The organism is Azospira oryzae, assembly GCF_004217225.1.
Taxonomy (GTDB): domain Bacteria; phylum Pseudomonadota; class Gammaproteobacteria; order Burkholderiales; family Rhodocyclaceae; genus Azospira; species Azospira oryzae.
In genome coordinates, this window is the sequence record NZ_SHKM01000001.1 from 542683 (window position 1) to 566021 (window position 23339).

Genomic DNA, 23339 nt, shown 5'->3' on the forward strand with positions numbered 1-23339 from the left:
GTCCTTTCACTCCCGCATCAGTTTCCCTTCCTGCATGCGCAGGCGCCGGCCGCAGCGGGCGGCGATTTCCTCGTCGTGGGTGACCAGCACCAGGGTGGTGCCCTGGTCCGCATTGAGCTTGAACATCAGGTCCACGATCTGGTGGCCGGTATGGCCGTCCAGGTTGCCGGTCGGCTCATCGGCCAGCACCAGCTTGGGCTCCAGGGCGAAGGCCCGGGCCAGGGCGACCCGCTGCTGCTCGCCGCCGGAAAGGTGCTTCGGGTAGTGGCGCAGGCGCTGGCTCAGGCCCACCCGTTCCAGCCATTGCCGGGCCTTGGCCGCGGCCTCCCTGAGGCCGGCCAGTTCCATGGGCAGCATGACGTTTTCCTCCGCAGTGAGGGAGGGCAGCAGCTGGAATGACTGGAAGACGAAGCCCAGCATGCGGCCCCGCAGGCGGGCCCGGGCGTCTTCGTCGAGGTCGTTGAGATTCTCGCCGTCGAGGCGGACGGAGCCGCTGCTGGGCGAATCCAGGCCGGCCAGGAGGCCGAGCAGGGTGGATTTGCCGGAGCCGGAGGCGCCGACGATGGCCACGGTTTCCCCCGCACTCACGCTGAATTCGATATCGTGCAAAATGGTCAGGGGCGTATCGCCGTTGCTGACGGTCTTGCCCAGACCCACCACTTCCACCAATGAATGTTCGGACATGCGGGAAAAAATCCTCGTCGTTTTGAAGTTGCTGCCCTGGCTGATGCTGCTGGCGGCGCCTGAAGTCATGGCCAGGACCATCCTGGTCTTCGGCGATTCCCTTTCCGCCGGCTACGGCATCCGCCAGGAGGCGGCCTGGCCGGCCCTGCTGCAGAACCGGCTGCAGGAAAGGCGTTTCGATTATAGCGTCGTCAATGCCAGCATCTCCGGCGAAACCACTGCCGGCGGCCGTTCCCGCCTGGAGGCCGCCTTGAGCAAGCACCAGCCTTCGGTGTTGGTGCTGGCCCTGGGGGCCAACGACGGCCTGCGGGGCCTGCCCCTGGCGGTGATGCGGGACAACCTGGCGGCCATGATCAAGGCGGCCCGCCGGCAACAGATCAAGGTGCTGCTGGTGGGCATGCGCCTGCCGCCCAATTTCGGCGCCTATGCCGACGACTTCCACCGCAGCTTCGCCGAACTGGCCCGGCAGGAGAAGCTGGCCTACGTGGATTTCCTGCTGGACGGCGTGGCGGACAAACCCCAGCTGTTCCAGGCGGACAACCTGCATCCCCTGGCTGAGGCCCAGCCGCGCCTGCTCGACAATGTGTGGGCGGGGCTGGCGCCCCTGCTCAGCGGGCGCTGACTGTGAGCCCCGGGGTGCCCGGGGATAGCTCGCCGATCACGGCCGCTTCGCCGAAACCGGCGTCGCGGAAGGCTGCCAGCACTTCCGCCGCCGCTTCCGGGGCGCAACTCACCAGGAGGCCGCCGGAGGTCTGGGGGTCGGTGATGAGCTTCTGCTGCCATTCCTCCAGCCCCGCCTCCAGGGCCACTGCATGGCCGTAGCCGGCCCAGTTGCGGTTGGAGGCGCCGGTGGCGATGCCGGCCTGCACGTGTTCCACCGCTTCGGCGATGAGGGGCAGGGCGGCGAAGCGCACATGGGCCGCCAGCCCGGAGCCGCGGCAGATTTCCAGCAGATGGCCGGCCAGGCCGAAGCCGGTGACGTCGGTCATGGCGTGCACCGCCGGCAGTTCCGCCAGCCGGGTGCCGACCCGGTTGAGCTGGGTGGTGTAGCCGATCATGCAGCCATAGCCCTCGGCGGAAAGCCTGCTCTTCTTCAGGGCGGCGGAGAGAATGCCCACGCCCAGGGGCTTGCCCAGGATCAGCACGTCGCCCGCCTTGGCGCCGCTGTTCTTCTTCACCTTGTCCGGATGCACCAGGCCCAGGGCCACCAGGCCGTAGATGGGTTCCAGCACGTCGATGGAATGGCCGCCGGCGATGGGGATGCCCGCCTCGGCACAGACCGAGGCGCCGCCGGAGAGGATGCGCTCGATCACCGGCAGGGGCAGCTTGTCCAGAGGCATGCCCACCAGGGCCAGGGCCAGGATCGGCGTGCCGCCCATCGCGTAGATGTCGGAAATGGCGTTGGTGGCGGCGATGCGGCCGAAGTCGTGGGGATCGTCCACGATTGGGGTGAAGAAATCGGTGGTGGCCACCAGGGCCTGGCTGTCGTTGAGCTTGTAGACCGCCGCATCGTCGGAGGACTCGGTGCCCACCAGCAGCTGGGGCGGAATGAGGGCCGCCGGGGTGGCGGCGAGGATCTGGGAGAGCACGGCCGGGGCAATCTTGCAGCCGCAGCCGCCGCCATGGGAAAAGGAGGTGAGCTTGATGTCGTCCATGGGGTTTGCCGTGGGAAGGTCGGGGAGGGGCGTTAGAATGGCGCCTCTTCCGGAAAAACGCCACCCCGACATGAAACATCCCGCCCTCGCCAGCGTCGCTCAACTGGGTGACTACGATGCCATCATCGATGTCCGCACGCCGGCCGAATTCGCCGAGGACCACGTGCCCGGGGCCATCAACTGTCCGGTGCTGTCCAACGAGGAGCGCGTCGCCGTGGGCACCCTGTACAAGCAGGTGTCGCCCTTCGAGGCGAAGAAGGTGGGGGCGGCCCTGATCTCCATCAACATCGCCCGCCACCTGCAGGAGCGTTTCCGCGACATGCCCAAGGAGTGGCGGCCCCTTATCTATTGCTGGCGCGGCGGCCAGCGCAGCGGGGCGATGCAGATCATCTTCCGCCAGATCGGCTGGCGGGCGGACAAGCTGGACGGCGGCTACAAGGCCTTCCGCCAGCACGTCATGGAGCAGATCGACGCCCTGGCGCCGCGCTTTGCCTACCGGGTGGTCTGCGGCGCCACCGGCAGCGGCAAGACCCGCATCCTCCAGGCCCTGGCCCGGCAGGGCGCCCAGGTGCTCGATCTGGAGACCCTGGCGGCCCACAAGGGCTCGGTGCTGGGGGTGCTGCCGGGCGAGCCCCAGCCGGCCCAGAAGGGTTTCGAGACCGCCCTGTGGCAGGCCCTGGCCGGCTTCGACAGCTCCCGGCCGGTGTTCGTCGAGGCCGAGAGTCGCAAGATCGGCCGCCTGCATCTGCCCGACGCCCTGCTCGAGGCGGTGCGGGGCGGCGAGTGTCTGGAGGTGGCGGCCAGCCTGCCGGCCCGGGTGGAATTCCTGCTGCGGGATTACGACTATTTCCTGCAAGACCCGGAATGGCTGGTGCGCCGCCTGGACAACCTGAAGGAGCTGCAGGGCAAGGAAACCGTGGCCCGCTGGCAGGCCCTGGCCCGGGAGGGCGGCTGGTCCCAGCTGGTGCAGGAACTGCTCGACCTGCATTACGACCCCCACTATCGCCGCTCCCAGGGCCAGAACTACCAGGGCCGCCGGCGTCACGATCCTTTCGTCAGCGACGACCTGAGCGACGCCGGCATCGAGGCCCTGGCCGCCAGCATGCTCGTCGCCGCCGGCGCGTGATAGTCTGGCAGGCCCGTCCCCTGGACTTTCCGGAGGTGCCATGCTGATCAAGGCCGACCAGTCCCTGTTGCTGATCATCGACATCCAGGAGCGCCTTGCCCCTGCGATCCACGAGGGCGAGGCCGTCATCGCCCACAACTTGTGGCTGACCGGGGTGGCCCGCCGCCTGACGGTGCCGGTGCTGGCCACGGTCCAGTATCCCCGGGGTCTGGGCGCCACGGTGCCGGCCCTGGCGGAAATGCTGGCGCCGGAGGAGGTGGTGGAGAAAATCCATTTTTCCGCCGTGGCCGACGGCTGCCTCGACGAGCTGCCCGCCCTGGCCCGCCGCCAGGTGGTCATCACCGGCACCGAAACCCATGTCTGCGTGCTGCAGACGGCCCTGGACCTGCTGGGCCGGGGCAAGGAGGTGTTCGTGGTGGCCGAGGCGGTCGGTTCCCGCCGGCCCGAGGACAAGGCCCTGGCCCTGGAGCGCCTGCGCCAGGCCGGCTGCGTCATCGTCTCCCGGGAGATGGTGGCTTTCGAATGGCTGCACCGGGCCGGCACCGACCTGTTCCGGGCGGTGAGCCGGGACTTCATCCGCTAGCCTCCGCCAAGGGCAGGGCCGGCAGGCGCGTCCGGCGGCGTTCTCCGGGCGGCCTTCCCGGCAAGGCAACAAGGGCGCCATGTTCCAGGCAGGTGCCTTCAAGATCGTTACCCGGTGCGCTTCCCGGCCCGGTGGGGCCTGGGTATGCCGGCTCCGGGTTTCATCCCTTATCCTTCATTCCGATTCCATCCCCACAGGAGATGTCCATGCTCAGCGGAAAAGTCGCTCTCGTCACCGGTTCCACCTCCGGTATCGGCCTGGCCGTGGCCCGGGCCCTGGCCCGCAACGGCGCCTCGGTGATGCTCAACGGTTCCCGTCCGGCGGCCGAGGCGGAAGGTCTGCGGGCGGCCATGGCCGCCGAGTTTGGCGTCAAGGTGGCCTACACCTCGGCCGACCTGGCCGATGCTGCCTCGGTGCGGGCCCTGGCGGCGGCTGCCGAGAAACAGCTGGGAGTCGTGGACATCCTGGTGAACAACGCCGGCATCCAGCACGTGGCGGCGGTGGATGAATTCCCCGAAGAGAAGTGGGACCAGCTCATCGCCATCAACCTGTCCTCCGTCTTCCATGCCACCAAGGCCGTGCTGCCGGGCATGAAGGCGCGCAACTGGGGCCGCATCGTCAATATCGCCTCGGCCCATGGCCTGGTGGCCTCGCCCTTCAAGGCGCCCTACACCGCCAGCAAGCACGCGGTGGTGGGCTTTTCCAAGGCGGTGGCCCTGGAGGTGGCGGAGACCGGCATCACCTGCAACGCGGTGTGCCCCGGCTATGTGCGCACGCCCCTGGTGGAAAAACAGGTGGCGGCCCAGGCCAAGGTGCACAACCTGCCGGAGGATCAGGTGATCCGCGACGTGATCCTGGCGGCCCAGCCCAACAAGCGCTTCCTCGAGGCCGACGACCTGGCCGAGTTCGTGCTGTTCCTCTGTTCCCCCGCCGGCGCCGGCATGACCGGCGCCGCCCTGCCCATGGACGGGGCCTGGACCGCCCGCTGAGGCACGCCGGGGCAGGGCAGGGCGCCCGGCCCCGATTTTCCGGCGTTGGTGGTGCGTTCGCCGGTGTTGGCCGCCCGTTGCCGGCAGGTTTGGAAGGCGGCCGGGTTATCGGCTACAATTCGGCTTTCCCGCAGCTATATCGTCATGACCAAATACGTCTTCGTCACTGGCGGCGTGGTTTCTTCCCTGGGTAAGGGAATTGCCGCTGCCTCTCTGGGTGCGATTCTCGAATCCCGCGGAATCACCGTCACCCACCTCAAGCTTGATCCCTACATCAACGTCGACCCGGGCACCATGAGCCCCTTCCAGCACGGCGAGGTGTTCGTCACCGAAGACGGCGCCGAGACCGACCTGGACCTGGGCCACTACGAGCGCTTCACCAGCGCCAAGATGGGCAAGCGCAACAATTTCACCACCGGCCAGATCTACGACACGGTGCTCAAGAAAGAGCGCCGCGGCGAGTATCTGGGCAAGACCGTGCAGGTCATCCCCCACATCACCGACGAGATCAAGGCCCACATCAAGCGTGGCGCCGAAGGGGCCGACGTGGCCATCGTCGAGGTGGGCGGCACCGTGGGTGACATCGAGTCCCTGCCGTTCCTGGAAGCCATCCGCCAGATGGGCTTCGAGGAAGGCCGCAACAACACCTGTTTCCTGCACCTGACCCTGCTGCCCTACATTCCCACCGCCGGCGAGCTGAAGACCAAGCCGACCCAGCATTCCGTCAAGGAACTGCGGGAAATCGGCATCCAGCCCGACGTGCTGCTGTGCCGCGCCGACCGGGAAATCCCGGAAGACGAAAAGGGCAAGATCGCCCTGTTCTGCAACGTCCAGCGCGAAGCCGTGATCGAGGTGCTGGACGCCGATTCCATCTACAAGATCCCGGCCATGCTGCACGACCAGATGCTGGACGAGATCGTCTGCCACAAGCTGGACATCCTGGCCAAGGCCGCCGACCTCTCCGTGTGGAACGGCCTGGTGGACGCCCTGGAGCACCCCCAGCACAGCGTGGAAATCGCCTTCGTCGGCAAGTACGTGGACCTTACCGAGTCCTACAAGTCCCTCATCGAGGCCCTGAAGCACGCCGGCATCCATACCCGTTCCAAGGTCAACATCCACTACCTGGATTCCGAGGACATCGAGAAGAACGGCTGCGGCGCCCTGAAGGGCATGGATGCCATCCTGGTGCCCGGCGGCTTCGGCAAGCGCGGCACCGAAGGCAAGATCGCCGCCATCCGCTACGCCCGTGAAAACAAGGTGCCCTACCTGGGCATCTGCCTGGGCATGCAGCTGGCCGTGGTGGAATTCGCCCGGGACGTGGCCGGCATGGCCGGTGCCCACTCCACCGAATTCGAGCAGAACAGCCCCTTCCCGGTGATCGGCCTGATCACCGAATGGCAGGATGCCTCCGGCAAGGTGGAAAAGCGCGACGAAAATTCCGACCTGGGCGGCACCATGCGCCTGGGCGGCCAGCTGTGCCAGCTGGCCGACGGCACCCGGGCCCGCCAGATCTACGGTGCCCCCGAGATCGTCGAGCGCCACCGCCACCGCTACGAAGTGAACAACACCCTGCTGGCCCAGCTGGAAGCCAAGGGCCTGGTCGTCGCCGGCCGCGCCCCCGGCACCGACCTGTGCGAAATGGTGGAACTGCCCGCCGACGTGCATCCCTGGTTCGTCGGTTGCCAGTTCCATCCGGAATTCACTTCCACCCCGCGCAACGGCCACCCCCTGTTCACCTCCTTCGTCCAGGCTGCCCTGAAGCAGCAACAGGCGACCGCCAAATGAAACTGTGCGACTTCGAGGTTGGCCTCGACCAGCCGATTTTCCTCATCGCCGGCCCCTGCGTCGCCGAGTCCGAGCAGCTGTGCGTGGACGTGGCCGGCCAGATGAAGGAAATCTGCGGCCGCCTGGGCATCCCCTACATCTTCAAGGCGTCCTACGACAAGGCCAACCGCAGCTCCGGCAAGAGCTTCCGCGGCCTGGGCATGGATGCCGGCCTGAAGATCCTGGAGAACGTGCGCCGCCAGATCGGCGTGCCGGTGCTCACCGATGTGCACACCGAAGCCGAGGTGCCCGCCGTGGCCGCCGTGGTGGACGTGCTGCAGACCCCGGCCTTCCTCTGCCGCCAGACCGATTTCATCCATGCCGTGGCCGCTTCCGGCAAGCCGGTGAATATCAAGAAGGGCCAGTTCCTGGCCCCCGGCGACATGAAGAACGTGGTGGACAAGGCCCGGGAAGCCAACGGCGGCGCCGACACCATCATGGTCTGCGAGCGCGGCGCCTCCTTCGGCTACAACAACCTGGTCTCGGACATGCGCTCCCTGGCCATCATGCGCGACACCGCCTGCCCGGTGGTGTTCGACGCCACCCATAGCGTGCAGCTGCCCGGCGGGCAGGGCACCGCTTCCGGCGGCCAGCGCGAGTTCGTGCCGGTACTGGCCCGGGCCGCCGTGGCCAGCGGCGTGGCCGGCCTGTTCATGGAAACCCATCCGAACCCGGCCTGCGCCATGTCCGACGGCCCCAACGCCTGGCCCCTGGACCGCATGGAATCCCTGCTCCGGGTGCTGGTGGGCATCGACCGTCTGGTCAAGTCCGGCCCCCTGGAAGAGCTGAGCCTCTGATGATCGCCCACGTCGTCCTGTTCAAGACCAAGCCCGGCATCGCCACCAACGATCCCCGGGTGGTGGCCCTGCTGGGCGAGCTGGACCAGTTGCCCAAGGCGGTGCCGGGCATCGTCACCTGGAAGCACGGCCCCAACGTGACCCTGGACCCTCAGGCCTGGGATTACGCCGTCTATGCCGAGTTCGAGACGGAAGGGGCGCTGCAGCGCTACTACGACAACGAGGTCCACGCCGACATCGTGCGGCGCTGGGACGAGATCGGCATGCTGCTCTTCTCCGATGTGAAGCTCTGAGATTTCCGCCATGGCCGCCTACCTCCTCGCCGAAGCCAGCGTCACCGATCCGGTGGCCTACGAGACCTACAAGCAGCTGGCCCAGACCGCCATCGCCCAGTACGGCGGCCGCTACCTGGTAAGGGGCGGCGCCAGCGAGGTGCTGGAAGGGGGCTGGAGCAAGCCGCCGCGGCTTGTGGTGGTGGAGTTCGAGAGCGTGGAGCAGGCCAAGAAATTCTACGATTCCCCCGAATACCGGGCGGCTCGTGCAGCAAGAAAAGAGGCGGCGGACATGAACATGCTCGTCGTCCAGGGTATTTGAAGTTTTTAGTTTGCAACTTTTAAGAGCAAAGGGAGAAACATGAGCTCTGTCGTTGATGTCGTCGCCCGCGAAATCCTGGATTCCCGCGGCAATCCCACCGTTGAAGTCGATGTGCTGCTGGAATCCGGCGTCATGGGCCGTGCCGCCGTGCCGTCCGGCGCCTCCACCGGTTCCCGCGAAGCCATCGAACTGCGCGACGGCGAAGCCGGCCGCTATCTGGGCAAGGGCGTGCTCAAGGCCGTCGAGAACGTGAACACCGAAATCTCCGAGGCCATCATCGGCCTGGACGCCCAGGAACAGGCCTTCATCGACAAGACCCTGATCGACCTGGACGGCACCGAAAACAAGTCCCGCCTGGGCGCCAACGCCATGCTGGCCGTCTCCATGGCCGTGGCCAAGGCTGCCGCTGAAGAAGCCGGCCTGCCCCTGTACCGCTACTTCGGCGGCATGGGCCCGATGCAGATGCCGGTGCCGATGATGAACATCATCAACGGCGGCGCCCACGCCAACAACAGCCTGGACATCCAGGAATTCATGGTCATGCCCGTGGGCGCTTCCACCTTCCGCGAAGCCCTGCGCTGCGGCGCCGAAATCTTCCACGCCCTGAAGAAGCTGCTGGACAAGAAGGGCTTCTCCACCGCCGTGGGCGACGAAGGCGGTTTTGCCCCCAACCTGGGCAGCCACGCCGAAGCCATCCAGCTGTGCATGCAGGCCATCGAGAACGCCGGCTACACCCCGGGCCAGGATGTGCTGATCGCCCTGGACTGCGCCGCTTCCGAGTTCTACAAGGACGGCAAGTACCACCTGGCCGGTGAAGGTCTGCAGCTGACCTCCGCCCAGTTCGTGGACTACCTGGCCAACCTGGCCGACCAGTTCCCCATCGTTTCCATCGAGGACGGCATGGCCGAAGGCGACTGGGACGGCTGGAAGCTGCTGACCGAGCGTCTGGGCCAGAAGGTGCAGATCGTCGGCGACGACCTCTTCGTTACCAACACCAAGATCCTCAAGGAAGGCATCGACAAGGGCATCGCCAATTCCATCCTGATCAAGATCAACCAGATCGGCACCCTGTCCGAAACCTTCGCCGCCGTGGAAATGGCCAAGCGCGCCGGCTACACCGCCGTCATCTCCCACCGCTCCGGTGAGACCGAAGACAGCACCATCGCCGACATCGCCGTGGGCCTCAACGCCGGCCAGATCAAGACCGGCTCCCTGTCCCGCTCCGACCGCATCGCCAAGTACAACCAGCTGCTGCGCATCGAAGAGGACCTGGGCGATACCGCCTCCTACCCCGGCCGCGAAACCTTCTATAACCTGAAGTAAGGCCGACAGGGCCGGGAAGTTCCAATCCCGGCCCTTTTCGCATCCGACTATCGCCCGATCTCACCAATCACCCCATTCCATGCGCTGGCTCACCATCGGACTCATCGCCCTCATCACCCTGCTTCAGTATCCCCTGTGGCTGGGCAAGGGCGGCTGGCTGAAAGTCTGGGACGTGGACCGGCAACTGCAGCAGCAGAAGGACGCCAACCGCAAGCTGGAAGTGCGCAATGGCGGCCTCGATGCGGAAGTGCGGGATTTGAAGCAGGGTTACGACGCCATCGAGGAACGGGCCCGTTTCGAGCTGGGCATGATCAAGGGCGACGAGGTCTTCGTGCAGTTGCCGGAGAAGGCGCCGGAACGCCCCGCCGAGCCGGCACCGGAAGTGCCGCCGGCGAAGAAGGCCCGGGCCTCCCGCTAGTCGCGGTGCAGCACAAGGAAAGGCAGCCATCCGGCTGCCTTTTTTCTTTGCTTGGTGCGGCTGCTGCAGTCGGTCGGCGGCAGCCCGGCCATTGCCGTCCTCTCCGGCAGCAATGGGCTTGGCGTCGCAATGGTTGTATAGTGCAACCATATTTCAGCCCGTCGGGAGGCGGCATGGCAGATCCGGAACAGGCCCTGGTGGATGGCATCCGCGCCGCCTCGCGCCAGATGGTGCGGGAACTGGGATTCATGCAGGCGACCCTGGCTGCCACCGACTACCCGGCCTCCGCCGTGCATGCCCTCATCGAACTGGGCAAGCACGGCAGCATGAGCGCCGCGGCCATCGCCGCCTGTCTCGGCCTGGACAAGTCCAGCGTCAGCCGCATGCTGCGCAAGCTGGTGGATGCCGGCGAACTGACGGAGACGGTGAGCGATCACGATGGCCGCATCAAGAATCTGTCTTTGACGGCCCGGGGCCGCCGCACCCTGGCGGCGGTGGAGGCCTATGGCCGGCGGCAGGTGGAGGAGGCGCTGCAGCACATGGCGCCGGAGGCCCGCGGACTGGTCCACGCCGGGCTCGAAGTCTATGCCCGGGCCCTTGCCCAGGCGCGCAGCGGCGCCGCCGGAGCGGTCATTTCCCCGGTGCGGATCTGTCCGGGCTATCGGGTTGGGGTGATCGGCCGGGTGACCGAGATGCACGGGCTTTTCTACGCCCGCCACGCCGGCTTCGGCCAGTATTTCGAAAGCCAGGTGGCCACCGGCCTGGCGGAGTTCTGCGGGCGGCTGCAGCGCCCGGGCAACGGCCTGTGGGTCGCCTTGCAGGGGGAGCGTATCGTCGGTTCGGTGGCCATCGACGGCGAGGATCTGGGGTCCGGCCTCGCCCATCTGCGCTGGTTCATCGTCGACGGGGCGGTGCGCGGCGGCGGTGTCGGCCAGCGTCTGCTGCAGGCGGCGCTGGCCCATTGCGACGGCTACGGCTTTGCCGAGACCCGGCTGTGGACCTTTGCCGGCCTCGAGGCGGCCCGCCATCTCTACGAGGCCAGGGGCTTCGTGCTGGGGGAGGAGCGCCAGGGTCGGCAGTGGGGCGAGACGGTGACGGAGCAGCTGTTCGTCCGCCCGGGCGTCGCGGGGTAAGTCCCAGGAGCGCCATCGGCTGGCGAAATGGGTTGAGAAGCGGGGTTGAGGAGCGAGGCTGCGGAGCGCCTCTGCCCCCGCTTGGAAGGGGGCAGCCGTCAGCTATCCGGAGGTCTTGCCGGGGGGCTCAGTGCAGCAGGCGCGGCGGCTGTTCCGCCTGTTCTTCCGGCATTTCCGTGTGCATCAGCTCGCCCTCGCCATTGGGATAAAGGGGCGCGCCGCAGTCGTCGCAGAATTCGAAGGGGAAACGGTGGTCGTGCACCACGATGTCGGTGACGCCGCATTCCCGCAGCACGGCTTCCATTTCCGCGACGGATTCGCTGTTTTCGTCCTCGGTGCCGATGAGGGCCCAGACGACGCCGTGGATGACCTTGTCCGCCTGGGACTGGAGGGAGAAGCCGAGGCGGTATTCCTCCAGGCGCTGGTCGTGGAAGGGGCCGATGGCCACCCGCAGGGAGGGCGGCTCGACCCCCATGACGGTCTGCAGGAAGGCGACGGAGGCGCGCAGGGAATAGGGCCGGGAATCCTTGTCCGCCTGGCGGCAGGCGGCATGGTAGGCGTCGGGCAGCAGGGCCTCGTAGGCGCAGCCGGTGAGCAGGGGCTCCAGGGCGGCGCCGCCCTGCTGGCGCCACTGCTGGCGTGCCACTTCCCGGTTGCCTTCCACCTCGTGCCAGTAGAAGAGGGGGCTGTGGCGGGGCACGGCGATGGCGGCCAGGAGGTAGCGGGTGTCGGAGAGGAAACGGTTGGTCTCCGGCATTTCCCGGGTGTCCAGGGCCATGTCCTGGCCGGCCAGGGCGCAGCGGCCCAGCTCGTTGGTGAGGCGGTAGGTGTCGCTGTAGCTGCGGGGCAGCTGGTCCGGGCTGAAGAGGAAATCCACCACGGCGACGCGGGCCTCGGCCGCCAGGACGTGGCCGCACAGCTGGGCCTTGAGAGCGGCCAGGGTGCCGGCGGGGATGTTGGCGGTGGGAATGCCGAAGCGGGACCAGGCCAGCACCGGCGCCGCCACCAGCAGCACGTCGTAGTCCTGGCCCTGGTGGCTGATGAGGCACGACTCGGCCCGGGACTCCACCATGTCCGCCAGCTCGTCGTGGGCCTGGGCGTTGGTTTCGTAGAGGCGGTCCAGGGCAGCCGTCAGTTCGTCCTCGTTGCCGTCGGCCAGCAGCTGCTCCACCAGGGCCGCCAGGCGCGCTTCCCAGAAGGCATCCTCCAGCTTGCCGCCGGATTCGGCGAGGCCGGTGGCCAGCCAGGAGAGTTGGGAGACATCGCGGGAGACGCGGGAGCGGGAGCCGAAGCGGGGTCGTTTCATGGTGATGAACTGCTCGAGGTGCCGGAACAAAGCGGGCGAAGCCGTAATTCTATCAACCCGCGGGCTGGTCCCGGGATTCTTCTGTGTCCTGGGGACGAGGCGGCATGAGGAATTCCCGGGGGGCCTGCCGGAAACGGGCGAACAGACTGGCGATCAGGCGACGTCCCTGGGCGAAGGAGACCTGGCGCGCCTTGAGGGCCACATACAGCGCCAGGGCAAAGCTGACGCCAAGATTGGCCATGCCCACCAGGGCCACTCCCAGGCCTGCCAGGGCCAGTTCCTGCCAGGGGGCGGCGAAGTCCAGGGCGACGGCGGCGTAGCCCAGGTAGGCGGAGGAGAAGGCGATGTGGCGGATGTCCACCGGCAGGCCGAAGAGTACGCCGATGGCGGTCATGCCGCCGAGGAGGAAGCCGAAGAAGAAGTTGCCGGCCAGGGCGCCCAGGTTGTTTTCCACGTAGGCGGCGACCCGTCGCATGCGGGCTTCGCCGAACAGGCGCTGGGGCCATTCCAGCTGCAGCAGGCGCTGGGGGATGCGGTTGTAGGCGGCCAGGTTGTCGTAATAGCCGGCGATGAGGCCGGCGAGGAACAGGCAGACCCCGGCCACGCCGGCATAGAGGATGGCGCCGCTGTGCCAGGGATGCACGTCGGCCAGCAGGTGGTGGGCCTTTTCCGGTCCGATGAAGGGCGTGCCGCCCATGCTGCCGAGGACGAAGGCGATGAGCATGGCCATGGGAATGGCCAGGCCCACGTTGCCGATGATGGCGGCGATCTGGCTGCGGCAGGTGCGGGCCACCAGGCCGGCCAGGTTGTCCAGGTTGCGCGGTGTGGCGTTGCCGCCGGGGCCGGTGGCCTCGTCGATGCTGGCGGCGATGGCGTTGGCGGTCATGGCCGGCTGCTTGGTGGCGACGGTGCCATGGAGGATGTGGATGAGGACGAAACCCAGGCCGTAGTTGAGGCAGAAGGCCAGGGCCTCGGTCAGGGGCGGCAGGTGCAGCTTGGCCAGCTCCAGCTTGATGAGGGCCATGAAGGCGATGACGAAGCCGCCGAGCAGGGCCGAGCGCAGGAGGGCGAAGTATTCGCTGCGGCTCTCGGTGATGTAGTGCTCGCCGGTGCGGCCCGCATTCTCGGTGACGCGGCGGGCCAGCAGTTCCATGTTCTGGCGCCAGTAGGTGCCCAGGTCGTTTTTGCGGCACTCGGCCCGCACCAGCTGCTTGAATAGGGTCACCAGGGCCGGCAGGGCATCCTGCAGGCAGCGTTCCTGGCGCAACTGGCGCAGGACGGCGAGGAGGGCCTCGGCCCGCTCCAGATGCTGGCGCAGCCGCTGCAGGTGGAAGGTGAGGGAGAGGCTGGTGCCTTCCCGGGCGGCCCGGTTGCGGATGCGGTCGCCGATGCCGCGGCACTGGTCGAACAGCACCAGCAGCTGGCGGTCGTCCTCCGCCGCAAATTCCGGCTCCCGCCACCACTGCTCGAACTGCTTGAGGAAGCGCAGCATCTCGGCGTTCTGGGCCAGGAAGGGGGACTCGAAGTTCTCGATGCTTGGTTCCACCCGCAGCAGTTCCGGTTCCAGGCCGATGGCGCTGATGCGGTAGGAAATGACCAGCAGGCCTTCCAGCAACTGGGCCAGGGCCGGCGCCATGGGGGCGCCGCGGACGCTGCTGCGGCCCAGGTCGAGCAGGGTGAACAGGGCCAGCCATTCGGCGTCGGCGATGCCGTCCACCCACACCTCGTCGTCCGGCTCGGGGAACAGCAGGCCGAGCACGTCCTTCAGGTATTCGGGCGCCACCACGTCGGGCAGCAGGGTGCGGGAGAGGCGGCGGGCGGTCTCGGAAAAGAAGCCGGTGTTGGGAAAGACGCCGGCATCCACATAGAGGGAGACCTGCTTTTTTTCGGCGAAGAGGCGCAGCAGGGCCAGGCGCAGGCCATCCCGCAGCTCGGGACGGGTCTGCAGCAGGTAGCAGAGGGCGTGCAGGGCCTGGGTGGCGGCCGCCGTGTCGTCGCTGTCGGCGGGACGCAGGGCGTCCACCAGTTCGATGAGGGGGGGCAGGAGGTCGCCGTCGGGGTTGGCGGCCAGGTCGCAGAGGCGCTGCAGCAGGGTTTCCAGGGGCAGGGGGGAAAGGGAGCGTGTCATAATGTTCTAATTCGTCCTTTTGACTTTCCGGTAGAAGATTTTGCCATGATTTTCGTCATCTCCCCGGCCAAGAGCCTGGATTTCGACACTCCGCCGGTGACGGCGGAACATACCCAGCCCGACTTCCTGGAGCGTTCCGCCGTCCTCGTGCAGCGCCTGCGGGAACTGTCGCCGGCGGAGCTGTCCCGGCTGATGGACATCTCCGACGCCCTGGCCGTGCTCAACGTCACCCGCTACGCCGAATGGGCGCCGCCCTTCACCCCGGCCAACGCCAAGCAGGCCCTGCTGGCCTTCAATGGCGACGTCTATGAGGGCCTGGATGCCGCCTCCCTGCCGCCCGCCGGCCTGGCTTGGTGTCAGCAGCATCTGCGCATCCTCTCCGGCCTCTACGGCCTGCTGCGGCCCCTGGACCTGATCCAGCCCTACCGCCTGGAAATGGGCACCAAGCTGAGCAACGCCGCGGGCAAGGACCTCTATGCCTTCTGGGGTGAGGACATCACCCAGGCCCTCAATGCCGCCATGCCCCAGTCGGGGCCGGCAGTGCTGGTGAACCTGGCTTCCGAGGAATACTTCAAGGCGGTCAGGCCCAAGGCCCTCAAGGCCCGCGTCGTCAATTGCGTCTTCGAGGACTGGAAGGGCGGCCGCTACAAGATCATCAGCTTCTACGCCAAGCGGGCGCGGGGCCTCATGGTGCGCTATGCCGCCAGCCACGGCCTGACCCAGCCGGAAGGGCTGCAGGGTTTCAATGTGGACGGCTACGCCTTCGTTCCCGAGATTTCCGACGCGGACACCTATATTTTCCGGCGCCGGGTGGAGGCTTAAGGCATGCGTTTCGAACATCTGGTGGAAGTGAACGATCCGGACAATCCCCTGGCCTTCACCCTGGAACGGGAGCACCTGTGGGCCGGCCTCATGGCCCGGGTAGAGGATTCGGTGCCCTTCCTGCCCGGCATGGTGGAATGCCGCATCCTCTCCCGCGAAGCGGGGGCGGTGGAGCGACTGCTGGTCTTCGGCGCCGCCGAGGTGCGGGACCGGGCCAGCTATGTGGAGGCCGAGTGGGTCTGCTTCGAGACCCGGCGCACGGCCCAGCATGCTGGCGGCAGCCTCACCATCCGCATCGAGGAGCCGGAGGCGGGGCGCCTCTTCCTGCGCTTCACCTACGAGACTTCCTTCGCCGAGCCGGGGGACGACCCGGAGGCCGTCGCCTACGTGGATTACATCCGGGCGGCCTACCATGCGGCAGACCTGGACACCCTGGCGGTGATCCGGGAACTGGCCATGGCCCGCTCCACCCACTAGACTGAAGGCATGAATTTCATCCATCCCGCAAGCCTATTTCGACGGAGGCGCGCCATGAACACACGCATCTGCACCGCCCTGGTCCTGGGGCTGCTGGCCACGGCCGCCCAGGCCCAGAACAGCACCCAGATCTACCAGATGCCCAAGGAGCAATCCATCGAACTGGGGGACGGCCAGACCCTCTACCCCTACAAGAAGGCGCCGCCGATGGGCACGGTGATCGAGCAGGGCAACGCCACGCCCGGCATTCCCACCACCGGGGTACAGCCGCTGCCCACGGTTCCCGGCACCCGCACGGCGCCGCGCAGCCCCAGCTACCGCTACTACCAGCCCCACAAGGACGGCAAGGGCACTTCCGTCATCGGTCCCGACGGCGTCACCTACTGTCGCAGCCCCAACGGCAAGCTGGTGGTCTGCTACTGAGGCGGCAGCCTCCCACGGCAACGAAATCGCACCAGGCCCGGGGCAGTTTCCCGGGCCTTTTTGTTCCGCCCTAGAGCGTCACTTCCCCATCCACGTAGAACCAGCGGCCCTCCCGGCGCTGGAAGCGGCTCGTTTCGCCCATGCGGAAGGCACGGCCGTTGTCCTTGCCCCGGGCGGTGAAGCGGACCCGGCCCCAGCAGCCGTCCTGGTCCCCTTCCTGGCTGGCCTCATGCACCGTCAGCTCCAGCCACTTGGGCTGGGGCGGGGTGTGGGCATCCAGGTCCGGCGGGCAGGTTTCCACCGCCCAGGTGGCCACCAGGTAATCGCTCAGGCCCAGGGCGTAGGCGCTGTAGCGGGAGCGCATCAGGGCCTCCGGCGTCCCTGCCGGCTGGCCGCCGTGATAGACGCCGCAACAGCGGGCGTAGGGCTGGCCGGAGCCGCAGGGACAGGTGCGAACGGGAGCGGGCTTGGACATGGGGAGCAGGCGGGGAAAGGCGGAGTGGGCGGAATGAAAAAGCGGCAGGGCAAGTGCTGCCGCGTCAGGCGCAAGGTCGATTGGGCCAACTGCAAAAGGCAGAAACGACACTGCCGCCCATGGGCGGCAGCGCTGGCGGCGGCGTAAAGCCTTACATCATGCCGGCGACGGAGGCGTACATCTGGGTCGGCGACCGGCTGGGCGCGACGCTGCCGGAGGGGCCTTGCTGCCCCAGGCTGACCTTGGTGGATTCTTCCACCGGCTCCCGGCGATCCTCGGCCTTGCTTTCCTGCTCCTTGCGCTCGACCTGGCGGGTCTCGGCCGTTTGCTGGGTCTGCTGCAACTGCTGGGTCTGGAGGGAGCTGCTTTGACTGCTGACTGCCTGAACCATGGGATGACTCCTGCGAGATAACACTTAAATCATAGGCCTATTTGCGACGGCGGCCAGGAGAATTTTCGCCGGCGGGCGGCAGGCCAGTCCCTAGGCGGCTTCCGGCGGGGCCGCCAGGCGCGCCAGGGCGGCCTGGGGGGTGAGTATCTGCAACTGGCCCAGGGCGCTGCGGCGGCGGGCCAGCTTGAGCACCAGCTTGTCCTTGGAGAGCAGCCAGTGGGCGCCGGCGGTGACCGCCAGTTCGATGAACTTCTGGTCGTCCCGGTCCCGGCATTTGGGCAGGGGCGGCGCTGTCACGTCGTCCGGCTGGCGCTGGGCCAGGGCGGCGTAGGCGGCGTAGATGGCGGCCTGCCGTGCCGGCTCCACCTTGAACTGGGGATAGGCCAGCACCCGGGCCAGTTCGTCCAGGGTGGCGCCGTTGGCCAGGGCCACGGCCCGGCCGGCAGCCAGTTCCCGGGCCAGGGGCTGCACCGAGGGTTCCTCGAACATGTAGAGGTCGAGGACCACGTTGGTGTCCAGCACCCAGCGTTGGGGTACGGACGGGTAATCGGTGGCGGGCATGGCGGCGGGGCAGGTCCAGAGCGGCGGAGGGCGCCATTCTACCGGAGGGGCGCCGGCGACGGCCGTCCCGGCCTGCCTATTCGCCGGAGCGGGTGAGGCCGGGCACGGGCAGGGGCAGGTCCGGGAGATCGACTATCGGCGCGCCTTCCGGCTTGCCCTCCAAGCCGTCGAGCAGGGGCTGGCGGGCCTGGGCGGGACGGGCATTGCCCCATTCCACCAGCTCCAGGCTGCCATCCAGGTGTTCGACGATGGCGGTGCAGGAATCCACCCAGTCGCCGCAGTTGATGTAGGTGACGCCGTCCATGGGGCGCAGGGCGGCCCAGTGGATGTGGCCGCAGATGACGCCGTCCAGGCCCCGCTCCCGCACCGCCCGGATCACCGAATCCTCGAAGTCGAAGATGAAGTTGATGGCGGTCTTGACCTTGCGCTTGGCGTAGCCGGCGAGGGACCAGTAGCCGCTCATGCCGAGCCGGCGCCGGACCCAGGAGAGGCTGGTGTTGATGCGCACCAGGGTGTTGTAGGCCATGTCGCCGAGGACGGCGACCCAGCGGTGGTAGCGGGTCACCTGGTCGAACTCGTCGCCGTGGATGAGCAGGAAGCGCTGGCCGGCGGCGGTGGTGTGGATGTGCTCGTTGCGTACCTGGATGCCGCCGAAGTCGGTGCCGTCGTGTTCCCGCAGGGCCTCGTCGTGGTTGCCGGGGATCAGCACCACCTTGTCACCGTGGCGGGCCCGGCGCAGCACCTTCTGCACCACCGTGTTCTGGGCCGTGGTCCAGTATACGCCGCGGCTCATGGACCAGAAGTCGATGATGTCGCCCACCATGTACAGGTATTCGGAGGGGTGTTCGCGCAGGAAATCGAGGAGGCGGTCCGCCTGGCACGCCCGGGTGCCCAGGTGGATGTCGGAGATGAAGATGGCTCGTACTTGCGGCATGGTTGGACGCAAGTGTGCCGGCCGAAAATGACGGTCTTGTGACGTTTCGGCGGCGTTTCAGTGAAGTCCTGGCAGTTGGGCGGCGACGGCTTCGGCGATGGCCAGGGAGGCGGTGAGGCCCGGGGATTCGATGCCGAACAGGTTGATCAGGCCGGCCAGCCCGTGCTGCTCCGGCCCCTGCAGGCAGAAGTCCGCCGCCGCCGCACCGGGGCCGCTGATTTTCGGGCGCACGCCGCTGTAGGCCGGCTGCAGGGCGTTGTCGGGCAGCTGCGGCCAGTAGCGCCGCACTTCGGCGTAGAAGGCGTCGGCGCGGCGGGGATCGACCCGGTAGTCCAGGGCTTGCGGGTCCCGGGTCGCCAGCCATTCCACATCCGGGCCGAAGCGGGCCTGGCCGCCCAGGTCCAGGGTCAGGTGCACGCCCAGGCCGCCGGGCTCGGGCAGGGGATAGACCAGGCGGGAAAAGGGGGCGCGGCCGGCCAGGGCGTAGTAGTTGCCTTTGGCGTAATGGGCCGGGGGGATGGCCGTCGGGGCCAGCCCTTCGATGCCGGCCGCCACCTGGGTGGCGTGCAGGCCGGCGGCGTTGATCAGGATGGCCGCGTCCAGTTCCAGGGGCGCCTCGCCGCCGATGCTGATCCGCCAGAGGCCGCCGTGGCGCCGGGCTCCCCGAAAGGGGCTGCGCAGGGCCAGGGCGGCGCCGGCGCTTTCGGCTTCGCCCAGCAGGGCCAGCATGAAGCCGTGGCTGTCCACGATGCCGGTGGCAGGGGAGAGCAGGGCGGCGCTGCAGCGCAGGGCCGGTTCCAGGGCCCGGGCCTGGGCGGCGTCGAGACGGCGCAGGTCCGTCACGCCGTTGGCCTCGCCCTGGCGCTGCAGGGCGTCGAGGCCGGCTTCCTGGGCCGTCGAGGTGGCGACGATGAGCTTGCCGCAGGCCCGGTGGGCCACCTGGTGGGTGCGGCAGAAAGCGTAGAGCAGTTCCCGCCCCCGCAGGCACAGGGCTGCCTTATGGGAGCCGCTCGGGTAGTAGAGGCCGGCGTGGATGACTTCGCTGTTGCGGGCGCTGGTCTCCTGGCCGAAAGCGGTGTTCTTTTCCACCATCACCGTGTCGATGCCGCGCCGCGCCAGTTCCCGGGCGCAGGCCAGGCCCACCACTCCGGCGCCGATCACCACCGCTCCCGTCCGTTCCGTCATCGCCCGCTTTCTGTCACTGGATCGGCGGATTCTAGCCGAGGGCTGGATTGCTGCGGTGCACTGCGGTAGAGTAGCGGTTCGCCATACGTCACGGTATGGAAATTACCCACAACGCTTGCAGAGGGACATACATGGAACTGAAGACTATCGGTATCGTTGGCGCCGGCACCATGGGCAACGGCATCGCCCAGGCTTTCGCCGTCTCCGGCTTTGACGTCATCCTGACCGACATTTCCGAGGCCGCCGTGCAGAAGGGCGTGGCCACCATTTCCGGCAGCCTGGACCGCCTGATCAAGAAAGAAAAGATGACGGCCGAGCAGAAGGCCGCCGCCCTGGCCAAGATCCAGACCGCCACCGACGTGGCCGCCCTGAAGGGTGTGGACCTGATCATCGAGGCCGCCACCGAGAACTTCGAGCTGAAGACCAAGATCTTCAAGCAGCTGGACGAGTTGGCCAAGCCCGAGGCCATCATCGCATCCAACACCTCCTCCATCTCCATCACCAAGCTGGCCGCCACCACCAAGCGTCCCGCCCAGGTCATCGGCATGCACTTCTTCAACCCGGTGCCGATGATGGCCCTGGTGGAAGTGATCCGCGGCCTGCAGACCTCCGATGCCACCTACGCCGCCGTGGAGACGCTCTCCAAGGCCGTCGGCAAGACCCCGGTGGAAGTGAAGAACAGCCCGGGCTTCGTGGTGAACCGCCTGCTCTGCCCCATGATCAACGAAGCCATCTTCGCCCTGGGCGAAGGCCTGGCCGATGCGGCCGCCATCGACGACGCCATGAAGCTGGGCTGCAACCACCCCATCGGCCCCCTGGCCCTGTGCGACATGATCGGTCTGGATGTGGAACTGGCCGTGATGCAGGTGCTGTTCGAAGGCACCAAGGATCCCAAGTACCGTCCCGCCCCCCTGCTGGTGGAAATGGTGGAAGCCGGTTACCTGGGCCGCAAGACCGGCAAGGGCTTCTACACCTACTGAGCCGCGGTCGCCATGGCCTGAGCGCAGCCGGGCTGCGGTCGTAAAAAAGGCGGCGGGGAGTCTGACTCCCCGCCGCCTTTTCTTTTGCCTGCCGCTTTTACTTGTCGACGCTGCCGGCCTGGAACACGGCAATGGCCTTGCCGTCGCCGTCCCGCAGCAGCAGGTGGCGGTCGCTGATCTGCCAGCTTTGCGCCCAGCCCAGGGTGTTGAGGAAGGCCTGCTCCTCGTCCATGTGGTGCATGCAGGCCATCAGGGTGCCGCCCATCTGGGAAAAGCCGATGCGCTGGCCCTTCAGTTCGTAGCTGCCGAGAATCCTGTTGCAGCCGCCGGCGCCGCTGACCCGGCCGTCGGCCTGGAGCAGCAGGTGGGGCGCCAGATTGCCCCGGTGGCGGCTGAGGGGCTTGCCGTCCAGCTGAACCAGGCGCCAGGTGGTGCCGACCAGGGGCAGGGGCGCCGATGCTGCCGCCGGGCTGGCGGTGCCGCCGGCACCTGCCTTGGCCGTCGCCGGGGAGGCGGCCGGCCGGGCTGCTGCCACGGCGTCGCTGCCGGGGCAGCCTGCCTGGGGCCAGACGCCGTAGAAGCGGTCCACCACCACCTTGACCTGGCCGTCGCGACGGCTTGCCAGGTGGCCGGCGAAGCGCACCAGCTGGGCTTCTCCCACCTCCCGGCCGAGCTTGCCGGCCGCCGACTCCAGGACCCCGTAGGCCGCTTCGGCGGCGACGGGGAACTGGGGCGAGCCCGGAGCGCAGAGGCGGATGCTGCCTTCCTTGCCCTGGCGGCTGTAGAGGCCGGTGAGGGTGCCCGAGACCCGGGCCGGCAGGGCCTGGGGCAGACGCACCAGTTCGTAGTTGTGACGGCTGGCGATGGAGCGGCTCTCGCCGTCGAGCAGACGCAGGCGTTCCGGGTTTTGCACGGACAGGCGGGTGCTGTCGCTACCGGGGGCTTCCAGGGTCAGGACGTCGCCCTTGGCATCCAGGCTCCAGCGGCCGTTGCGGCGCACCGCGGCGGTGACGCCCTTGCCCCGGTAAGCCTGGCTCAGCTGGAAGCTGTGGTCCGCCTCCAGGTCCAGCTGCCAATCCACGCCGACACAATTGGCGCAGGGCATTTCCCCGATGTAGGTGGCGGGCAGGGCCGGCGGCGCCGCCTGGGCGGCGAGGCCCCAACCCAGGCCCAGCCCCAGGAGGACGAGGTGCAGAGGCTGAAAGGGGTGGCAGGAGGTCGGGACGGCAGGTTTTGACGGATGACCCATGGCTTTCCTTGTGCGGATGGCAGAACGGTTGTAAGGGTTCAGATGGCCGGATCGGTGCCTTCCGGCGCCTGGGGCAGGATCAGGTTGAGCAGCACCGCCAGCACGCCGCACAGGCTGATGCCCTGCAGGCTGAAACTGCCGATGGTGACGCTCAGGCCGCCGATGCCGGTGACCAGGGTGACGGAGACGATGCACAGGTTGCGCGGATTCATCAGGTCGGTGCGGGCATCCATCAGGGTCTTCAGGCCGATACCGGCGATGGAGCCGAACAGCAGCACCATGATGCCGCCCATGACCGGCATGGGAATGGTCTGCAGCAGGGCGCCGAACTTGCCGACGAAGGCCATGAGGATGGCGAAGCCGGCGGCCCAGGTCATGATCACCGGGTTGTAGTTGCGGGTCAGCATGACGGCGCCCGTGACCTCGCCGTAGGTGGTCACCGGAGGGCCGCCGAAGAGGCCCACCACATTGACCGCCAGGCCGTCCCCCAGCAGGGTGCGATGCAGGCCGGGGGATTGGGTGTAGTCCTTGCCCACCACCGAGCCCACCGCCAGGATGCCGCCGACGTGCTCGACGATGGGGGCGATGGCCACGGGAATCATGAAGAGGATGGCGGCCAGGTTGAACTCGGGGCTGCCGAACTGGGGCACGGCCAGCCAGGCGGCCTCATGCACCTTGGTGAAATCGACGATGCCGAAGAAGAAGGCGGCCACATAGCCCACGGCCACGCCCACCAGGATGGGCACCAGCTTGAGCAGGCCCCTGGCGCGGATGGCGGTGAGCATGGTGGCCACCAGGGCGATGGCGGCTACCGCCAGGGCCGTGTCGTAGGGCACCACCTGCTGCTCGCCGGCCTTGCCGGTGGCCATGTTCACCGCCACCTGGGCCAGGCCCAGGCCGATCACCATGACCACGGGACCGATCACCACCGGCGGCAGCAGGCGGTGGATGAGGCCGACGCCGCGCCACTTCACCAGGGCGGCGGCGACGTAGTAGAAGAAGGAGGCGGAGGCCAGGGCGCCCAGGGTGGCGGGCATGCCCCAGGTCTGCACCGAGTAGATCACCGGGGCGATGAAGGCGAAGGAGGAGCCCAGGTAGATGGGCACCTGGCGCCTGGTGCAGATCTGGAAGATGAGGGTGCCGACGCCGGCGCCGAGCAGGGCCAGGCTGGGGTTGAGGCCGGTGAGCAGGGGCACCAGCACGGTGGCGCCGAAGGCGACGAAGAGAATCTGGGCGCCGGAAAGGGCGGTGCGCCAGGTCGGATCGGGTTTCTGGGTCATGG

26 protein-coding genes are annotated in these 23339 nt (G+C 67.8%); 15 read left to right on the top strand and 11 right to left on the bottom strand.

Annotated elements, in window-relative coordinates; all coding sequences use genetic code 11:
* Positions 1 to 6: 6 nt before the first annotated feature.
* On the bottom strand, positions 7 to 684 hold the full coding sequence (locus EV678_RS02435) for an ABC transporter ATP-binding protein (protein WP_130458388.1): 678 nt from the start codon (positions 682 to 684) through the stop codon (positions 7 to 9).
* On the opposite strand from EV678_RS02435, the gene EV678_RS02440 reads away from it, so the two are divergent.
* The gene (locus EV678_RS02440) at positions 683 to 1306 is read left to right on the top strand and encodes an arylesterase (RefSeq protein ID WP_130458389.1); all 624 of its coding nucleotides are present in this window, start codon (positions 683 to 685) and stop codon (positions 1304 to 1306) included. The genes EV678_RS02435 and EV678_RS02440 overlap by 2 nt on opposite strands.
* On the opposite strand, the gene selD is transcribed toward EV678_RS02440, so the two are convergent.
* Positions 1293 to 2339 carry a selenide, water dikinase SelD gene (gene selD / locus EV678_RS02445; RefSeq protein ID WP_130458390.1) on the bottom strand — a complete coding sequence of 349 codons (1047 nt, stop codon included), beginning with the start codon at positions 2337 to 2339 and terminating at the stop codon, positions 1293 to 1295. The two genes, EV678_RS02440 and selD, sit on opposite strands and share 14 nt — an antisense overlap.
* Positions 2340 to 2409: 70 nt before the next feature.
* On the opposite strand from selD, the gene mnmH reads away from it, so the two are divergent.
* The 10 genes from mnmH (at position 2410) to EV678_RS02495 (ending at position 11126) form a co-directional block, all read left to right on the top strand.
* A complete protein-coding gene (gene mnmH / locus EV678_RS02450; RefSeq protein WP_235832393.1) occupies positions 2410 to 3465 on the top strand; it encodes a tRNA 2-selenouridine(34) synthase MnmH in 1056 nt (351 codons plus the stop codon).
* Positions 3466 to 3505: 40 nt separating this feature from the next.
* Entirely contained in the window at positions 3506 to 4048 is a 543-nt protein-coding gene (locus EV678_RS02455) for a hydrolase (RefSeq protein WP_130458392.1), read from the top strand.
* 206 nt (positions 4049 to 4254) lie between these two features.
* A complete protein-coding gene (locus EV678_RS02460) occupies positions 4255 to 5037 on the top strand; it encodes a 3-hydroxybutyrate dehydrogenase (RefSeq protein WP_130458393.1) in 783 nt (260 codons plus the stop codon).
* Positions 5038 to 5181: 144 nt separating this feature from the next.
* Positions 5182 to 6822 carry a CTP synthase gene (locus EV678_RS02465; RefSeq protein ID WP_014237368.1) on the top strand — a complete coding sequence of 547 codons (1641 nt, stop codon included), beginning with the start codon at positions 5182 to 5184 and terminating at the stop codon, positions 6820 to 6822.
* The gene (gene kdsA / locus EV678_RS02470) at positions 6819 to 7658 is read left to right on the top strand and encodes a 3-deoxy-8-phosphooctulonate synthase (RefSeq protein WP_130458394.1); all 840 of its coding nucleotides are present in this window, start codon (positions 6819 to 6821) and stop codon (positions 7656 to 7658) included. The genes EV678_RS02465 and kdsA overlap by 4 nt, the downstream gene beginning before the upstream one ends.
* A complete protein-coding gene (locus EV678_RS02475; protein ID WP_014237370.1) occupies positions 7658 to 7951 on the top strand; it encodes a Dabb family protein in 294 nt (97 codons plus the stop codon). Before kdsA ends, EV678_RS02475 begins: the two co-directional genes overlap by 1 nt.
* A 10-nt stretch (positions 7952 to 7961) precedes the next feature.
* A complete protein-coding gene (locus EV678_RS02480; protein ID WP_130458395.1) occupies positions 7962 to 8252 on the top strand; it encodes a DUF1330 domain-containing protein in 291 nt (96 codons plus the stop codon).
* A 39-nt stretch (positions 8253 to 8291) separates the two neighbouring features.
* The gene (gene eno, locus EV678_RS02485) at positions 8292 to 9575 is read left to right on the top strand and encodes a phosphopyruvate hydratase (RefSeq protein ID WP_014237372.1); all 1284 of its coding nucleotides are present in this window, start codon (positions 8292 to 8294) and stop codon (positions 9573 to 9575) included.
* Positions 9576 to 9654: 79 nt separating this feature from the next.
* Positions 9655 to 9993, top strand: coding sequence for a cell division protein FtsB (ftsB, locus tag EV678_RS02490; RefSeq protein WP_014237373.1), 339 nt, complete (start codon positions 9655 to 9657; stop codon positions 9991 to 9993).
* 173 nt (positions 9994 to 10166) lie between these two features.
* On the top strand, positions 10167 to 11126 hold the full coding sequence (locus EV678_RS02495; protein ID WP_130458396.1) for a bifunctional helix-turn-helix transcriptional regulator/GNAT family N-acetyltransferase: 960 nt from the start codon (positions 10167 to 10169) through the stop codon (positions 11124 to 11126).
* A 127-nt stretch (positions 11127 to 11253) separates the two neighbouring features.
* Here EV678_RS02495 and EV678_RS02500 read toward each other — a convergent pair whose 3' ends face one another.
* Together EV678_RS02500 and EV678_RS02505 are read right to left on the bottom strand one after the other, a co-directional pair.
* A complete protein-coding gene (locus tag EV678_RS02500; RefSeq protein WP_130458397.1) occupies positions 11254 to 12432 on the bottom strand; it encodes a DUF2863 family protein in 1179 nt (392 codons plus the stop codon).
* 52 nt (positions 12433 to 12484) lie between these two features.
* Positions 12485 to 14560: a site-specific recombinase gene (locus tag EV678_RS02505; protein ID WP_130458398.1), complete on the bottom strand. Its 2076-nt coding sequence runs from the start codon at positions 14558 to 14560 to the stop codon at positions 12485 to 12487.
* Positions 14561 to 14605: 45 nt separating this feature from the next.
* On the opposite strand from EV678_RS02505, the gene yaaA reads away from it, so the two are divergent.
* Genes yaaA through EV678_RS02520 form a run of 3 tightly spaced genes read left to right on the top strand, consistent with a single transcriptional unit; the run spans position 14606 to position 16282 of the window.
* A complete protein-coding gene (gene yaaA / locus EV678_RS02510; protein ID WP_130458399.1) occupies positions 14606 to 15382 on the top strand; it encodes a peroxide stress protein YaaA in 777 nt (258 codons plus the stop codon).
* 3 nt (positions 15383 to 15385) lie between these two features.
* Entirely contained in the window at positions 15386 to 15859 is a 474-nt protein-coding gene (locus EV678_RS02515) for an AtaL-like protein (RefSeq protein ID WP_130458400.1), read from the top strand.
* Between the two features lie 54 nt (positions 15860 to 15913).
* Entirely contained in the window at positions 15914 to 16282 is a 369-nt protein-coding gene (locus EV678_RS02520; protein ID WP_130458401.1) for a hypothetical protein, read from the top strand.
* A 70-nt stretch (positions 16283 to 16352) separates the two neighbouring features.
* Here EV678_RS02520 and EV678_RS02525 read toward each other — a convergent pair whose 3' ends face one another.
* The 5 genes from EV678_RS02525 to EV678_RS02545 form a co-directional block, all read right to left on the bottom strand.
* Positions 16353 to 16757: a YchJ family protein gene (locus tag EV678_RS02525; protein WP_130458402.1), complete on the bottom strand. Its 405-nt coding sequence runs from the start codon at positions 16755 to 16757 to the stop codon at positions 16353 to 16355.
* A 151-nt stretch (positions 16758 to 16908) separates the two neighbouring features.
* On the bottom strand, positions 16909 to 17148 hold the full coding sequence (locus EV678_RS02530; protein ID WP_014237381.1) for a hypothetical protein: 240 nt from the start codon (positions 17146 to 17148) through the stop codon (positions 16909 to 16911).
* Between the two features lie 90 nt (positions 17149 to 17238).
* The gene (locus EV678_RS02535) at positions 17239 to 17709 is read right to left on the bottom strand and encodes a putative toxin-antitoxin system toxin component, PIN family (RefSeq protein ID WP_130458403.1); all 471 of its coding nucleotides are present in this window, start codon (positions 17707 to 17709) and stop codon (positions 17239 to 17241) included.
* 76 nt (positions 17710 to 17785) lie between these two features.
* The gene (locus EV678_RS02540; protein WP_014237383.1) at positions 17786 to 18643 is read right to left on the bottom strand and encodes a UDP-2,3-diacylglucosamine diphosphatase; all 858 of its coding nucleotides are present in this window, start codon (positions 18641 to 18643) and stop codon (positions 17786 to 17788) included.
* A 57-nt stretch (positions 18644 to 18700) separates the two neighbouring features.
* Entirely contained in the window at positions 18701 to 19828 is a 1128-nt protein-coding gene (locus tag EV678_RS02545) for an NAD(P)/FAD-dependent oxidoreductase (RefSeq protein ID WP_130458404.1), read from the bottom strand.
* A 131-nt stretch (positions 19829 to 19959) separates the two neighbouring features.
* On the opposite strand from EV678_RS02545, the gene EV678_RS02550 reads away from it, so the two are divergent.
* Complete coding sequence (locus EV678_RS02550) at positions 19960 to 20808, top strand: 3-hydroxybutyryl-CoA dehydrogenase (protein WP_130458405.1); 849 nt, start codon at positions 19960 to 19962, stop codon at positions 20806 to 20808.
* A gap of 97 nt (positions 20809 to 20905) precedes the next feature.
* Here EV678_RS02550 and EV678_RS02555 read toward each other — a convergent pair whose 3' ends face one another.
* The gene (locus EV678_RS02555; RefSeq protein ID WP_130458406.1) at positions 20906 to 22057 is read right to left on the bottom strand and encodes an META domain-containing protein; all 1152 of its coding nucleotides are present in this window, start codon (positions 22055 to 22057) and stop codon (positions 20906 to 20908) included.
* 38 nt (positions 22058 to 22095) lie between these two features.
* Positions 22096 to 23337 carry a uracil-xanthine permease family protein gene (locus tag EV678_RS02560; protein ID WP_130458407.1) on the bottom strand — a complete coding sequence of 414 codons (1242 nt, stop codon included), beginning with the start codon at positions 23335 to 23337 and terminating at the stop codon, positions 22096 to 22098.
* Positions 23338 to 23339: the final 2 nt, after the last annotated feature.